This window comes from Serratia sp. Sp408 (assembly GCF_057180665.1).
Window position 1 is genome coordinate 35,334 of the sequence record NZ_JBXUFT010000008.1, and the last position, 14,295, is coordinate 49,628.

General features: G+C 58.9%; 10 protein-coding genes and 1 pseudogene. 7 read left to right on the forward strand and 4 right to left on the reverse strand.

What is annotated here, in order from left to right; genetic code table 11:
- Positions 1-59: 59 nt before the first annotated feature.
- On the forward strand, positions 60-563 hold the full coding sequence (locus AC2AXP_RS19275; RefSeq protein ID WP_004955819.1) for a GNAT family N-acetyltransferase: 504 nt from the start codon (positions 60-62) through the stop codon (positions 561-563).
- A gap of 167 nt (positions 564-730) precedes the next feature.
- Here the strand turns inward: AC2AXP_RS19275 and miaE are convergent.
- Together miaE and rraB are read right to left on the reverse strand one after the other, a co-directional pair.
- Positions 731-1,489, reverse strand: a pseudogene (miaE, locus tag AC2AXP_RS19280) (tRNA isopentenyl-2-thiomethyl-A-37 hydroxylase MiaE).
- Between the two features lie 55 nt (positions 1,490-1,544).
- Positions 1,545-1,976: a ribonuclease E inhibitor RraB gene (gene rraB, locus AC2AXP_RS19285; protein WP_004955821.1), complete on the reverse strand. Its 432-nt coding sequence runs from the start codon at positions 1,974-1,976 to the stop codon at positions 1,545-1,547.
- Between the two features lie 162 nt (positions 1,977-2,138).
- Here rraB and argF point away from each other — a divergent pair, with 162 nt between their 5' ends.
- The 4 genes from argF to ridA all read left to right on the forward strand — a co-directional run bounded on the left by argF (position 2,139) and on the right by ridA (position 5,610).
- Positions 2,139-3,158 carry an ornithine carbamoyltransferase gene (gene argF, locus AC2AXP_RS19290; protein ID WP_484381881.1) on the forward strand — a complete coding sequence of 340 codons (1,020 nt, stop codon included), beginning with the start codon at positions 2,139-2,141 and terminating at the stop codon, positions 3,156-3,158.
- A 429-nt stretch (positions 3,159-3,587) separates the two neighbouring features.
- Complete coding sequence (gene pyrB / locus AC2AXP_RS19295; RefSeq protein ID WP_004955823.1) at positions 3,588-4,523, forward strand: aspartate carbamoyltransferase; 936 nt, start codon at positions 3,588-3,590, stop codon at positions 4,521-4,523.
- Between the two features lie 13 nt (positions 4,524-4,536).
- Positions 4,537-5,001, forward strand: a complete 465-nt coding sequence (pyrI, locus tag AC2AXP_RS19300) for an aspartate carbamoyltransferase regulatory subunit (RefSeq protein WP_039992442.1) — start codon at positions 4,537-4,539, stop codon at positions 4,999-5,001.
- A 222-nt stretch (positions 5,002-5,223) separates the two neighbouring features.
- The gene (gene ridA / locus AC2AXP_RS19305; protein ID WP_004955825.1) at positions 5,224-5,610 is read left to right on the forward strand and encodes a 2-iminobutanoate/2-iminopropanoate deaminase; all 387 of its coding nucleotides are present in this window, start codon (positions 5,224-5,226) and stop codon (positions 5,608-5,610) included.
- 52 nt (positions 5,611-5,662) lie between these two features.
- On the opposite strand, the gene AC2AXP_RS19310 is transcribed toward ridA, so the two are convergent.
- Together AC2AXP_RS19310 and mgtA are read right to left on the reverse strand one after the other, a co-directional pair.
- A complete protein-coding gene (locus AC2AXP_RS19310) occupies positions 5,663-8,053 on the reverse strand; it encodes a beta-N-acetylhexosaminidase (RefSeq protein ID WP_484381882.1) in 2,391 nt (796 codons plus the stop codon).
- A 162-nt stretch (positions 8,054-8,215) separates the two neighbouring features.
- Positions 8,216-10,924, reverse strand: coding sequence for a magnesium-translocating P-type ATPase (gene mgtA, locus AC2AXP_RS19315; RefSeq protein WP_484381883.1), 2,709 nt, complete (start codon positions 10,922-10,924; stop codon positions 8,216-8,218).
- Positions 10,925-11,335: 411 nt separating this feature from the next.
- Between mgtA and treR the strand changes: the two genes are divergently transcribed.
- Positions 11,336-12,283: a trehalose operon repressor TreR gene (gene treR, locus AC2AXP_RS19320; protein WP_004955835.1), complete on the forward strand. Its 948-nt coding sequence runs from the start codon at positions 11,336-11,338 to the stop codon at positions 12,281-12,283.
- 515 nt (positions 12,284-12,798) lie between these two features.
- Positions 12,799-14,217 (forward strand): PTS trehalose transporter subunit IIBC, encoded by a 1,419-nt coding sequence (gene treB, locus AC2AXP_RS19325; protein WP_430299317.1) that lies wholly within the window; start codon positions 12,799-12,801, stop codon positions 14,215-14,217.
- Positions 14,218-14,295 lie beyond the last annotated feature (78 nt).

The following is a 14,295-nucleotide window of genomic DNA, read 5'->3' on the forward strand; positions in this document are numbered from 1 at the left end:
CCGACGCGTTTTTAGCTGCAATAAAAAGACGTTTTTTTATTTGGCGAGTGAGTAAACACATGACAATCGCAACCCCCGTGCGCCTGCTGGTGCGCCCAATAGCGGTAGAAGACAACGCCGCTATTGCTCATGTGATCCGCGAGGTCTCCGCCGAGCACGGCCTGACCGCGGATAAGGGCTATACCGTTGCCGATCCCAACCTGGACGCGCTGTATCAGCTCTACAGCCTGCCGCGCAGCGCTTACTGGGTGGTAGAAGTCGACGGCAAGATTGCCGGTGGCGGCGGTGTTGCACCGTTGCAAGGCGGCGAAGATGACGTATGCGAACTGCAGAAAATGTATTTTCTGCCGCTGTTGCGCGGTCAGGGTCTGGCCAAACGGCTGGCGCTGCAGGCGCTGGAGTTCGCCCGCCAGCAAGGGTTCCGCCGCTGTTATCTGGAAACCACCGCCAGCCTGACGCAGGCTATCGGGCTATACCAGCACCTCGGTTTTGAACACATCGATCGGCCGATGGGCAACACCGGCCACGGTGATTGCGAAGTGACGATGCTGAAAACGCTGTAACGCGAACAGCATCGCAACAATGCCAGTCCGCATGCCTGCCGACTGGCATTTTTTTGCCCGTTCGGCGAGACGGTGCATAAACTGTCGTCGCGTTTTGAAGCAGCAGAAACGCTCATTCGAGAGTTTCGCAAAATCTAACAAGGCGCCGAAAGACGCCTGTTGAGTTATTACGCCGGCACGCCGCTGTGAAAACGCAACTCGCCGTCCGGTGACTGAATCAGCTCGGCTTCGACGCGGCCGAAATGCGCCACCCGCTCGCTGATATCGCCGCCGGCGATCTGCTCCGCCAGCGTCAGGTAATCCTGGTAGTGCCGCGCTTCCGAGCGCAACAGCGAGACGTAAAAACGGTTCAGTTCATCGTCCAGATGCGGCGCCAGTTTGGCAAAGCGTTCGCAGGAGCGCGCTTCGATATAAGCACCGCAGATCAGCTTGTCGATCAAGGTCGCCGGATCGTGGGTACGCACCTCGCGGATCATCCCCTTGGCGTAGCGGCTGGCGGTGATCTTTTGGTAGCGGATGCCGCGCGACTGCATGATTTCCAGCACCTGTGAAAAATGATGCAGTTCCTCTTTGATCAACAGCACCATGCTGTCCACCAGAGCCTGGCCGTAGGTCGAGGTTTTTTTCGGCAGGATCTTCCTGGTGAACTGGCTTTGCTTGAACAGCGCTTGCGGCACGCCCTGCGCTTCGTGCACAAACGCCTCATACGGCCGCAGCAAGGCCAGCAGCGCATCGCCGCTCTCCTTGTCCGCCACGTAGCGTCAAATCAGCCACATGCCGGTCTGTGCGGCTTTCAGCTCGCATACCAGATGGTCGGTCAGCAACAGCGGCAGGTTTTCCGCGCGGCGCGCGGTTTCAATCCAGGCATCCGGGGTTTCGCAGTGCAGGAATTGTAAAATCGGGGATAGCAGTGATTGGTAAGTCATGTCAGCTTATCAAGGCCGGCTGGCGCCGGCCCTTGTGAGTCGTCGGGAGCAATGATTAATGGCGTTTGCCGTCGTCGTCTTCGTCGATGAATTCACCGTCTTCATCGTCTTCGTCATCGCCGTCTTCACCGTTCGGATCTTCGTAGTAGGTGCCCCAGCCGTCGTAGTTAACGCCGCATTTTTCTGCCAGCGCCACCAGCTGTTCCACCTGGGTATCGATCACCTCGGCATTCAGGCCTACTTCGCTGATCACGTCGCAGCACATCAGCAATGAACCGTCTTCCACTTCCAGCTCTTCGGCGTCGGTCACTTCGTAGCCCAGTTTAAAGGCTTCGACGGCGGCCTTCTCCAAGACCTCAAACTTTTCGGCAGAGAAATGGTGCTCGATGGTGTAGAGCGCATCCGGATCGCTGCCGTCTTCCAGCAGTTCTTCGATGATCAGACGGGTCTCTTCACGTTGTTCTTCCAGCAATTCGCGGTTTGCCATGTCTCTATCCTCAATAAATGGCTTTCATTGCTTCTATTTTCACACACCGTCGACGCGCCTGCCACGTTAAACCGCAAAGATTTCTACAATGGGGTTGAATTTGAATATTCATACATATAAAGTGAATTTTAATTCAAATACAACCATCAGGGATACCCGAAGATGAACACGCTAAACCCGTTCTACAGTCGTCACTTTTTGAGGTTGATGGATTTCACCCCCGCCGAGATCCAGGCGCTGTTGCAGCTGTCCGCCGACTTGAAACAGGCCAAGAAACAGGGCCGCGAAGTCCGGCATCTGCAAGGCAAGAATATCGCGCTCATCTTCGAAAAAGACTCTACCCGCACACGATGCTCTTTCGAAGTTGCCGCATTTGATCAGGGTGCCCAGGTCACCTATCTCGGCCCCAGCGGCAGCCAGATCGGCCACAAAGAGTCGATGAAAGACACCGCGCGGGTGCTTGGCCGCATGTATGACGGTATTCAATACCGCGGTTACGGTCAGGCGCTGGTGGAAACCCTGGCGCAGTATGCCGGCGTGCCGGTATGGAACGGGCTGACCAATGAATTCCACCCGACCCAGCTGCTGGCCGATCTGCTGACGGTACAGGAACAGCTGCCGGGCAAACCGCTGTCGGCGGTAAAATTCGCCTACCTCGGCGACGCGCGCAACAATATGGGCAATACCCTGCTGGAAGCGGCGGCGCTGGTAGGCATGGATCTGCGTCTGGTGGCGCCAAAGGCCTGCTGGCCGCAGGCGGAGCTGGTGGCGCAGTGCCAGCAACTGGCCCAGCAGACCGGCGGCAAAATCACCCTGACCGAAGAGATTGCCGAAGGCGTGCAGGATGTGGACTTCCTGTATACCGACGTCTGGGTGTCGATGGGTGAGCCAAAAGAAGTATGGCAGGAGCGCATCGCGCTGCTGAAACCTTATCAGGTCAATATGGCGATGGTGCGCCAGACCGGCAACCCGAACGTCAAGTTCCTGCACTGCCTGCCGGCGTTCCATGACGATCAGACCACGCTCGGCAAGCAAATGGCGCAGCTGTACGGCCTGCAAGGCGGTATGGAGGTCACCGACGAGGTGTTTGAATCGGCGCATAGCGTGGTGTTCGATCAGGCGGAAAACCGGCTGCATACCATCAAGGCGGTGATGGTGGCGACGCTGAGCAAGGCGCTGTAAACGGCAGAGGATGAATTTTTAAAAATTTGAGCTAAGCTCAGAAACGTATTGCCGGGGCGCGTCACGCAAAGGCAATGGGGTGCGGGTTTCGATCCGTACCCCAATCCCCTCTTTATCCTCTGCTTTTCCCACCATAGCGCTGACGCTCAACCGAGCCAGCCAATCGTTTGCCAAATGACAAAAATCGGCGTTTTAGCGCTTGCAGTGACGTAAAGCGCGAGTATAATGCGCGACAATTTGCCAGGAGAAAGCATGAAAAACGACGTCTGTTTTGTTCGCCATACTCGACAAAACGCCCTGCCTCGCGGCAGCCGCCTGCCGTTGTTTCTCCTGTTGCCGAACCGATCGTATCAAGCCCCTCGTTGAGGGGCTTTTTTTTGCCTGAACACCCAGTCCCGCGCCACGGGCATTCGTCGAGGAGAGTGAAGCATGGCCAATCCGCTGTATCACAAAGATATCATCTCTATTAACGATCTCAGCCGTGAGGATTTGGAGCTGGTGCTGCGCACCGCCGCCAGCCTGAAAGCCCAGCCGCAGCCGGAACTGCTAAAGCACAAGGTGATTGCCAGCTGTTTCTTCGAAGCTTCGACCCGTACCCGCCTGTCGTTTGAAACCGCCATCCAGCGTCTCGGCGCGTCGGTGGTCGGGTTTTCCGACAGCAGCAATACGTCGCTTGGCAAGAAAGGCGAAACGCTGGCCGACACCATTTCGGTGATCGGCACTTACGTTGACGCCATCGTCATGCGTCATCCACAGGAAGGCGCGGCGCGGCTGGCCGCCGAATTCTCCGGCAGCATTCCGGTACTCAACGCCGGCGACGGCGCCAACCAGCACCCGACCCAGACGCTGCTGGATCTGTTCACCATTCAGGAAACCCAGGGCCGGCTGAACAACATCAACATCGCCATGGTGGGCGACCTGAAATACGGTCGCACCGTGCATTCGTTGACCCAGGCGCTGGCCAAGTTCGAGGGCAACCGCTTCTTCTTCATCGCGCCGGACGCACTGGCGATGCCGGGCTACATTTTGACGATGCTGGAAGAAAAAGGCATTCAATACAGTCTGCATAACAGCATTGAAGAAGTGGTGCCGCAGCTGGATATTCTGTACATGACCCGGGTGCAGAAGGAACGTCTCGATCCGTCCGAATACGCCAACGTCAAAGCCCAGTTCGTGCTGCGCGCGGCGGATCTGGAGGGCGCCCGCGACAACATGAAGGTACTGCATCCGCTGCCGCGCATCGACGAGATCACCATCGACGTCGACAAAACGCCGTACGCCTACTATTTCCAGCAGGCCGGCAACGGTATTTTCGCCCGTCAGGCGCTGCTGGCGCTGGTGTTAAACGCAGAACTGGATCTTTAAGGGGGATATGACCATGACTCATGACAACAAACTTCAGGTAGAAGCCATCAAGTGCGGCACGGTGATTGACCATATCCCGGCGCAAATCGGCTTTAAACTGCTGACCCTGTTCAAGCTGACCGCCACCGACCAGCGCATCACCATCGGCCTAAACCTGCCTTCCAAGGCGCTGGGGCACAAGGATCTGATCAAGATCGAGAACACCTTCCTCACCGAGCAGCAGGCCAACCAGTTGGCGATGTACGCACCGAACGCCACCGTCAACCGCATCGACAATTACGAGGTGGTACGCAAACTGACGCTCAGCCTGCCGGAGCATATCGACGGCGTACTGACTTGCCCGAACGGCAACTGCATCAGTCGCAGCGAACCGGTGCCGTCCAGCTTTAGCGTCAAGGCCCGCGCCGACCAAGTGCAATTGAAATGCCGCTACTGTGAAAAAGAGTTCGACCACCGGGTAGTGTTAAAGGCGGAGTGAAATTGACAAATATCCGGGCGTGGCGCTGTTCATCTGTCCGCCACTCCCTATAATGAGTCTCTGAAGTTAACTCTATCCACGTTGCTACCCAATGGATTGCAAGCCGCGGTCAGGCCGCTGGTGCGCGGGGCCCCAGGCGCTGACGGACGTCGGTGAGCGGGGTGAACGCAGGCAGCCGACAACGCTGTGGTTTGCAACACCCAGGGTCTATCAGGAGAAAAAATGTCACGTAATATCAGCACCGAAAACGCGCCGGCAGCCATCGGCCCCTACGTACAAGGCGTGGATCTGGGCAGCATGATCATCACCTCCGGCCAGATCCCGGTAAACCCGAAAACCGGCGCGGTAGCCGACGACATTTCCGCTCAGGCGCGTCAGTCACTGGAAAACGTCCAGGCGATCGTTGAAGCCGCCGGCCTGAAGGTGGCCGACATCGTCAAAACCACCGTGTTCGTCAAGGATCTGAACGACTTCGCCACGGTAAACGCTACCTATGAAGCCTTCTTTACCGAACACGATGCGCCGTTCCCGGCCCGTTCTTGCGTTGAAGTGGCGCGCCTGCCAAAAGACGTGAAGATCGAGATCGAAGCCATCGCCGTGCGCCGCTAATCGGTTCGCAGGCCATTAACGGTCAGCCCAGGCTGACCGTTTTATTGAGCGCTCAGCGCACCGTCAGCGCATGCAGCAGCGTTTCCAGCGGATACACCGCAGCAATCACCAGTTCGTCACGCACCTGTGCCGCCGCATCCAACTGGCGTTGCACCTGTTGCGCTTCGCTGCCGTTCAGCGGTTTGCCCTGCTGCCAGCGATCCAGCAGCATCAGTCCGATGTCGGCCAGCGTCTCGACGTCCTGCGCCACCGGCGCCAGCTCCAGCATCAGCTGATTACCGGCCACCATCGGTTGCAGCGCAGCGCCGTTTTGCTGCCAACGCTGTAGCCGTTCACGCAGCGCCGCCTGCGCCACGCGATTGTCGCGATCCTTGAGCAATGCCGCCACCTGCAACGTCATGTCACGCACCGCGCTGCTTTCCGCCGGCAAGGCATCGGCAAGGCGATTCAGCGGCTCGAACTGGTGATAGTTGCCGGCCTGGAACTTCAGGTGCTGGCGAGTGTAATACTGCGCCGGCTCCAACGCTTCGGCGAAAATCTGCAACGGCATGATGTCCACGCTGTTGGCCAGTCGGGTGAATTCACGCGCGGTTTGCGCATGCTGTTGTAACCCCACAGAGACTACCGACCAGGCATCCACCGCCGCCAGACGCCGGTACATATTATTTTCATCGCTCACGTCCTGCGCCGACCACAAGCGTTCCGCCACGGCAAACGCGCGCGGCCACAGCTTGAGATCGATCAGCGGCGCACGCACGTTTTCCGCCCATAGCGCCGCTTCGCCGCCCAGAATATTGGCCTGTTGCCGCGGGTCCGGCACCACCGGCATTTTACCCTGCGGCATCACCGCCAGCCTGCTGCCGCTGGTGGGGTAACGCACGTTACCGACGCGTATATAGCCGCTCAGCGTCTGCTGCTGCAAGCTCAGCACCGGGCGCGTTTCCCCCATCCAGCTGTCGACGCGGAAGGTCAGCCGGCCCGGCGCCAGCCAGACGATATCCTGCAACGCCCGTCGCGATTTGCCGTTGAAATCGATAAATCCGCGCCAACCGTTGGCTCCCTCGATCAGCGTGAAACTGCCTTCCACCGGGCTGCCCTTGAGGCGCGGCATGCTGAACTGCCAGCTCTGCGCCCGCTCCCCCTCGCCCACCGCGCTATCGACGCCCAGCGGCTGCGGCAGAATTTCATTGCGGTGGTGATAGGCGGTACTTTGCGGCTGATCGAGATAAAAGCCGGTCGACAAAATGCCCTGATAGCCGTCCTGCGCGCTGGCGCCGAGCGAGTCCGGCCCCTGCCATGACTGGATGACGATAGTGCGCGGCAGCGACGGGTGATAAATCTCGTCCCAGCCGACCATCCGCCGTTGGTGACGTTCGAGGATCTGCTCCAGCCGTTGGTTAAACCAGGCCTGCAAGGCGTGGGTATCCGCCAGTTGCTGCTGTTTCATCAACGCCTGCACCGCGCTGGACTGCTGCCATTGGCTGGCATCCACTTCGTCACCGCCGATATGTAGGTAAGGATCGGGGAAAATCTCCGCCAGTTCGCCGATGATCGCCTCAATAAAGACGTAAACCTGTTTATTGGACGGATCCAGCGTTGGCCGATGCACGCCCCATTCACGCTGCATCTGGTAGGGGCCAGGCGCGCTGATCAACTGTGGATAGGCCACCGCAATACTGGAGGCGTGACCCGGCAGATCGATTTCCGGCACCACGCGGATACCCCGCGCGGCGGCATAAGCCACCACCTGCTGCATCTGTTCGCGGGTGTAGAACTGACCGTCGCTGGCCAACTGCTGCAATTTCGGATAACGCGTCGAGGCAAAGCGCCAGCCCTGGTCGTCGGTCAAATGCCAGTGGAACACGTTGAGCTTGGCCGCCGCCATGCCGTCCAACTGGCGCAGAATATCGGCCACCGGCAAGAAATGACGCGCGGAATCCAGCAATACCCCACGCCATGGGAAACGCGGTACATCGGTGACCGACACCAGCGGCAGGAAGGTGCCGTCAGCGTCGGTTTGCACTAATTGCAGCAGGGTTTCCATGCCGCGCAACGCGCCAAAGCGGGTATTGGCGATCAGCGTGGCTCCCTGCGGCGTCACCGACAGCTGATAGCTTTCGTCGCTGTCCGGCAGCGGCTGTGCCGCCACCGCATGTTTGACCCTCACCTCGATGATCGCCGCGTCCGGCGAAGTGGCCGGAGCCAGCTGCCAGCCGGTTTGCATTTCAATGCGCTGCCGCCAGCGTGTTACCGCCTCGTCCAGATCGTCGCCCTGCACGCGGATCGCCAGGCGTTGATTCAATAGCCATTTGCCCGGCGGCTGCGACAGCGTCACCTGCTGCGGCCATGGCATCAGCGGCAACTCGCCAGCCGGCTGTGCCAGCGCATTGAGGGAAAGTAACAGGGACAGGGCCGGTAGCGTATAACGATGGATCTTATGCATCGGAAATTCCTCAGAGGAAAAACAGCAATAAAAACAGCCAATGCTGTAGATAAAGACCGAGCATAGTTCAGATGTCCAACCGCGACGGCAAAAAGGCGCACTTGATCACAACCTGTGGGCGGACAGCGGCCTGCCCGCCCCACCAGGCGCTACGGCAGCCGGCTACTGCCAACCGTAGCGGCGCACAAACCAGCCCTTCACCCCCTGAGTCAGCACCATGTAACCGGCCAGAATCAGCAGCAGCCACGGGAAATACCCCAGCGGCAGCGCCTGTAATTGCAGAAAACCGGCCAACGGCGAAAAGGTCAGGCCGATGCCGCAGGCGATCACCAACAGCGTGGTCAGCAGCAGCGGCCACGACGGGCGACTCTGCACAAAGGGGATTTTGCGCGTGCGGATCATATGCACAATCAGCGTTTGCGATAACAGTCCTTCAATAAACCACCCTGACTGGAACAGCGTTTGCGCTTCCGGCGTATTGGCCTTGAAGATCCACCACATCAGGCAGAAGGTCAGCACGTCAAAGATCGAGCTTATCGGCCCAAAAAAAGCCATAAACCGCCCCAGATCGGCGGAGTTCCACCGCTGCGGCTGCGTAATCTGATCGTCATCGACGTTATCGAACGGAATGGCGATCTGCGAAACGTCGTACATCAGGTTCTGCACCAGCAGATGTAGCGGCAGCATCGGCAGGAACGGTAAAAAAGCGCTGGCAATCAGCACGCTGAATACGTTACCGAAGTTGGAACTGGCGGTCATCTTGATGTATTTGAGCATATTGGCGAAGGTGCGGCGCCCTTCAATCACCCCTTGTTCCAGCACCATCAGGCTCTTTTCCAGCAGTATGATGTCGGCCGCTTCTTTGGCGATATCCACCGCCGAGTCCACCGAAATGCCAATATCCGCCGCCCGCAACGCCGGCGCATCGTTGATGCCGTCACCCATAAAGCCCACCACGTGGCCCTGTTGCCGCAGCACCTGCACAATACGTTCCTTGTGTAACGGCGTCAGCTTGGCGAATAGCGTAGTGTCTTGCGCCGCAACCGCCAGCTGCGCATCGCTCAGCCGTTCGATGTCGCTGCCGCACAGCACCCGTTCGGTGGCCAAGCCGACGTCGCCACAAACCTTGGCTGCCACCCGCTCGTTGTCGCCGGTCAGGATCTTCACCGTAACGCCATTGCGCTTTAACGCCGCCAGCGCCGGCGCGGTGCTCTCTTTTGGTGGATCGAGGAACGCGATGTATCCCTCAAGGATCAGATCCGCTTCATCGACCACGCCGTACTGCCGGTTCTCTGCCGGCAGCGTCTTGACCGCCACGGCCACCACCCGCAGTCCCTGCTGGTTAAGATCGCTGGTGATGCAGCGAATGCGCGCCAACAGCCCGGCATCGAGCGGCAGGATCTGCGATCCCTGACGTACCTGGCTGCAGATCGCCAGCATTTCTTCCAGAGCGCCCTTGCAGATCAATTGATGCTGGTCGTCATGTTGCGCGACCACCACCGACATGCGCCGACGTTCGAAATCAAATGGAATTTCATCCACCTTGCGGTAATCGCGCAGCGCATCCGGCTGACCGCTGTGCTCACCGCAGCTCAACACCGCCACATCCAGCAGGTTCTTCAGCCCGGTCTGGTAAAAACTGTTGAGCCAGGCGTAGCGCAAAACTCGATCGCTGTTGACGCCGAACACGTCGGTATGGCGCTCCAGCGCAATTTTGTCCTGCGTCAGCGTGCCGGTTTTATCGGTGCAGAGGATGTTCATCGCGCCGAAGTTCTGAATGGCGTCCAGACGTTTGACGATCACTTTTTGCCGCGACAGTTTCACCGCACCGCGCGCCAGCGTCGACGTGACGATCATCGGCAGCATTTCCGGCGTCAGCCCGACCGCCACCGACAGCGCAAACAGCGCCGCTTCCCACCAGTCGCCTTTGGTGTAGCCGTTGATCAGCAACACGATCGGCGTCATCACCAGCATAAAACGGATCAACAGCCAGCTGATCTTGCTGATCCCCCGCTGAAAGGCATTGGGTTCCTCCGCCTGCCCGGTGAGGCGCTGTGCCAACTGACCGAAATAGGTGTTACCGCCGCTGCCGATCACCATCGCCAGCGCGGTGCCGCTCACCACGTTGGTGCCCATAAAGCACAGGTTTTGGCATTCCAGCGGATCCTGCGCCAGGCGGTGTGGATCGGTGGCTTTCTCCACCGGCAGCGACTCGCCGGTCAGCGCCGCCTGGCTGATAAACAGATCCTTGGCGCTGAGCAGCCGCAGATCCGCCGGGATCATATCGCCCGCCGCCAACTTGATGATGTCGCCCGGCACCAGCTGCGCAATCGGCAGTTCGCGATGCTCGCTTTTACCGGTCAGCGCGTCGCTGCGGATCACCGTGGCGGTGTTGCTGACCATGGCCTTCAACGCATCGGCAGCGCGGTTGGATCGCGCCTCCTGAATAAAGTTCAGCAGCGTAGACACCAGCACCATCAGCGCAATCACCAGCGCACCGGTGAGATCCTCGGTGGCATAAGAGATCATGCCAAGCGCGGTCAACAGCAGGTTGAACGGGTTGCGATAGCAGTGCCACAGGTGACGCCAGGCACTTTCCTGTTGCCGATCGTCGATGATGTTTTCACCCACGCGATCGCGCTGGATCTGCGCCTCGCGATCGGTGATGCCTTCCGGGTGGCTGTCAAAACGCGTATACAGCTGGAGCGGGCTGGCGGCGGCACACTCCAGCCGCTGTTGCGCCAGGCCGGCCGGCATTGCGCGCGCGTCGCTAGCTACGCCCTCCAGCAGGCGATCGCGGTGCACCAGGCGGTGCGGCAGATTGCGGCTGAGCAGGTTCAGCAACAGGTGTGGCAGCATTTTCAGGTTCATTGTTCGCCCCTTTTGCCACCGCCTGGCGGCGGCAGCGCAGTCGCGAACCGGCCACGGCGGCTGATTTTTGAACGCGCCAAAAACCTCCGCCGTGGCAGATTCTTTGTATCAATAGCAACAGAAGCGAACAGTCAAGCGCACGCTACCGGTTACCGTTAACTTCACCGGTAAATCAGCAGCGCAGAGCGGAGAGGTTTACCGGTGAACCGAGTGGGTGTTTGCGGGGGTAGGCTCAGGGTCCATACGGGTGATAACCTCCGGTAAGTGAAAAGACAGGGCGGCCGCCGCGGCCGCACCGACAATGCGCAGATACGCGCTCAGCACCAGGATCCATTTTGCAAAATGCGCTATTCTGACCGGCACTGACAGAGCACAAAGTTTACGCCCTTCAACTTAAACGATAAATAAACCATGCAAAACCGGCTGACAATCAAGGATATAGCTCGCCTGAGTGGCGTAGGAAAATCCACCGTATCACGCGTTTTGAACAACGAAGGCAGCGTGAGCCCACAAACCCGCGAACGGGTGGAAGCGGTGATCCGTCAGCAGGGATTCACCCCGTCCAAGTCGGCACGCGCCATGCGCGGGCAGAGCGATAAAGTGGTGGGTATTATCGTTTCCCGTCTGGATTCACCGTCGGAAAACCAGGCGGTGCGCACCATGTTGCCGCTGCTGTATCAGCAGGGTTATGACCCGATCGTGATGGAAAGCCAGTTCGAAACCCGTCTGGTACAGGAGCATTTGCACGTCTTGGCGCAGCGCAACGTCGACGGCGTGATCCTGTTCGGCTTTACCGGGCTGACCGCCGACATGCTGCACCCGTGGCAGGAAAAAATGGTGGTGATGGTGCGTGAATACGCCGGCTTTTCCTCGGTGTGTTATGACGACGTCGGCGCGGTCAATTTATTGATGGCACACTTGCAGCGCCAGGGCCACCGGCACATCGGCTACCTGGGGGTGCAGCAATCGGACGCCACCACCGGCCAACGCCGCTATCAGGCCTATCTGGACGCCTGCCGACAGCAGCAGATTGAACCGCACGCGGCGCTAGGCGAACTGAGCTATCAGAGCGGCTTCCAGCTGGCAGCGTCGGCGATCGCCGAACAGACCACCGCGCTGGTCTGCGCGTCGGACAGTATTGCGCTCGGCGCGATCAAGTATCTGCAACAGCAACAGGCTCGTCCGATTCAGGTGTGCGCCATCGGCAATACCCCACTGCTGAGCTTTCTGTTCCCGGAGACGCTGTCGGTGGAGTTCGGCTACGGCAGCGCCGGTGTACAGGCAGCACAGCAGCTGCTTGGGCAACTCAACGGTGAACTCGCCATTCGGCGCATCGTGGTACCCAGCAAACTTTCCTGATTAAAAAACGCACTTATTTTGGCATTTTGTGATCGTCGCCTCAATCCGGGAACGTTCCCATTTCATTAAAAAAGCCAAATGGCTAAGCTTCGATCAGCTCGAGATCCCAACACATGGACGTTGCATCCAGGCGGCAAGCAAATGCATCCCGAGGAGCTGACTCAAGTCAGTGATTCGGGTAAATGCGCGTAGCCAACGCCGATGCGGCTTCAAGTATGACGGATAGTTACCCTAAATAATTGGAGTCGCATCCAGGCGGCAAGCAAATGCATCCCGATGAGCTGACTCAAGTCAGTGATTCGGGTAAATGCGCGTAGCCAACGCCGATGCGGCTTCAAGTATGACGGATAGTTACCCTAAATAATTGGAGTTGCATCCAGGCGGCAAGCAAATGCATCCCGATGAGCTGACTCAAGTCAGTGATTCGGGTAAATGCGCGTAGCCAACGCCGATGCGGCTTCAAGTATGACGGGTAACCGGCTCACCTCTGCGTTCTGCCAAAAAAGGTACTTATAATGAGTAAAGTCAACCAGCAGGATATCGATCGTCTGATCGTGTTGGTGGGCGGCCGCGACAATATTGCGACCGTCAGCCACTGCATTACCCGGCTCCGTTTTGTGCTGAAGGATCCCAGCAAGGCCAGCCCGAAAGAGATTGAGGAGCTGCGCATGGTCAAGGGCTGCTTCACCAACGCCGGGCAATTCCAGGTAGTGATTGGCCCGGAAGTCGGCGATTACTATCAGGCGCTGATCGCCGCCGCCGGCGTCAGCGAAGCCGATAAGGAGCAGGCCAAGGTGGCGGCGCGCCAGAACATGACCTGGTTCGAACGCACCATTTCGCACTTTGCCGAAATCTTCTTCCCGCTGCTGCCGGCGCTGATCAGCGGCGGCTTGATCCTCGGCTTCCGCAACGTGATCGGCGATATCCCGATGTCCGACGGCCAAACGCTGGCACAGTCCAGCGCCGGTTGGAAAACCGCTTATGACTTCCTGTGGCTGCTCGGCGAAGCGATCTTTATGTTCCTGCCGGTGGCGATCTGCTGGTCAACGGTGAAAAAAATGGGCGGCACGCCGGTATTGGGCATCGTGATGGGCATTACGCTGGTGTCGCCGCAGCTGATGAACTCCTACCTACTCGGCCAGCAGTTGCCGGAAGTGTGGAATTTCGGCTGGTTCACCATTGAAAAGGTCGGTTATCAGGCGCAGGTGATCCCGTCGATCCTGGCCGGCATGGCGCTGGGCTGGATCGAAACCCGCTTGAAAAGGATCGTGCCGGATTATCTGTATCTGGTGGTGGTGCCGGTGGTTTCGCTGCTGCTGGCAGTGTTCCTGGCGCATACGCTGATCGGGCCATTTGGCCGCATGATCGGTGATGGCGTCGCCTGGGCGGTAAAATCGGTAATGACCGGCGCCTTTGCGCCGATTGGCGCCGCGCTGTTCGGCTTCCTGTATGCGCCGCTGGTGATTACCGGCGTACACCAGACCACGCTGGCGATCGATATGCAGATGATCCAGAGCATGGGCGGCACCCCGGTGTGGCCAATCATCGCGCTGTCCAACATTGCGCAGGCGTCGGCGGTGCTGGGCATCATCATCGTCAGCCGCAAAACCAACGAACGTGAAATCTCCGTACCGGCCGCCATTTCGGCCTACCTCGGCGTCACCGAACCGGCGATGTACGGTATCAACCTGAAATATCGCTTCCCGATGCTGTGCGCGATGATCGGTTCCGCCGTCGCCGGCCTGATCTGCGGTCTCGACGGCGTGATGGCCAACGGCATTGGCGTCGGTGGTTTACCGGGCATTCTGTCTATCCAGCCGCAGTTCTGGATGGTGTTTGCGCTGGCCACCCTGGCGGCGGTGGTTATCCCACTGGTACTGACGGTGCTGATTTACCAACGCAAGGCGCGCCGCGGCGAGCTGCTGGTTTTATAATATTCCCCAGCCCTTCTCACCAGGCGCTGGCCGAGTGATGGAGGATGACGGGAACCGGGGCCGACGGTTCGGCCCCAC

Excerpts from the sequence above, each read along its gene's own strand:
- pyrB (WP_004955823.1), top strand. The coding sequence starts at position 3,588 with ATGGCCAATCCGCTGTATCACAAAGATATCATCTCTATTAACGATCTC.
- AC2AXP_RS19310 (WP_484381882.1), bottom strand. The coding sequence starts at position 8,053 with ATGCATAAGATCCATCGTTATACGCTACCGGCCCTGTCCCTGTTACTT.
- pyrI (WP_039992442.1), top strand. The coding sequence starts at position 4,537 with ATGACTCATGACAACAAACTTCAGGTAGAAGCCATCAAGTGCGGCACG.
- treB (WP_430299317.1), top strand. The coding sequence starts at position 12,799 with ATGAGTAAAGTCAACCAGCAGGATATCGATCGTCTGATCGTGTTGGTG.
- treR (WP_004955835.1), top strand. The coding sequence starts at position 11,336 with ATGCAAAACCGGCTGACAATCAAGGATATAGCTCGCCTGAGTGGCGTA.
- ridA (WP_004955825.1), top strand. The coding sequence starts at position 5,224 with ATGTCACGTAATATCAGCACCGAAAACGCGCCGGCAGCCATCGGCCCC.
- argF (WP_484381881.1), top strand. The coding sequence starts at position 2,139 with ATGAACACGCTAAACCCGTTCTACAGTCGTCACTTTTTGAGGTTGATG.
- rraB (WP_004955821.1), bottom strand. The coding sequence starts at position 1,976 with ATGGCAAACCGCGAATTGCTGGAAGAACAACGTGAAGAGACCCGTCTG.
- AC2AXP_RS19275 (WP_004955819.1), top strand. The coding sequence starts at position 60 with ATGACAATCGCAACCCCCGTGCGCCTGCTGGTGCGCCCAATAGCGGTA.
- mgtA (WP_484381883.1), bottom strand. The coding sequence starts at position 10,924 with ATGAACCTGAAAATGCTGCCACACCTGTTGCTGAACCTGCTCAGCCGC.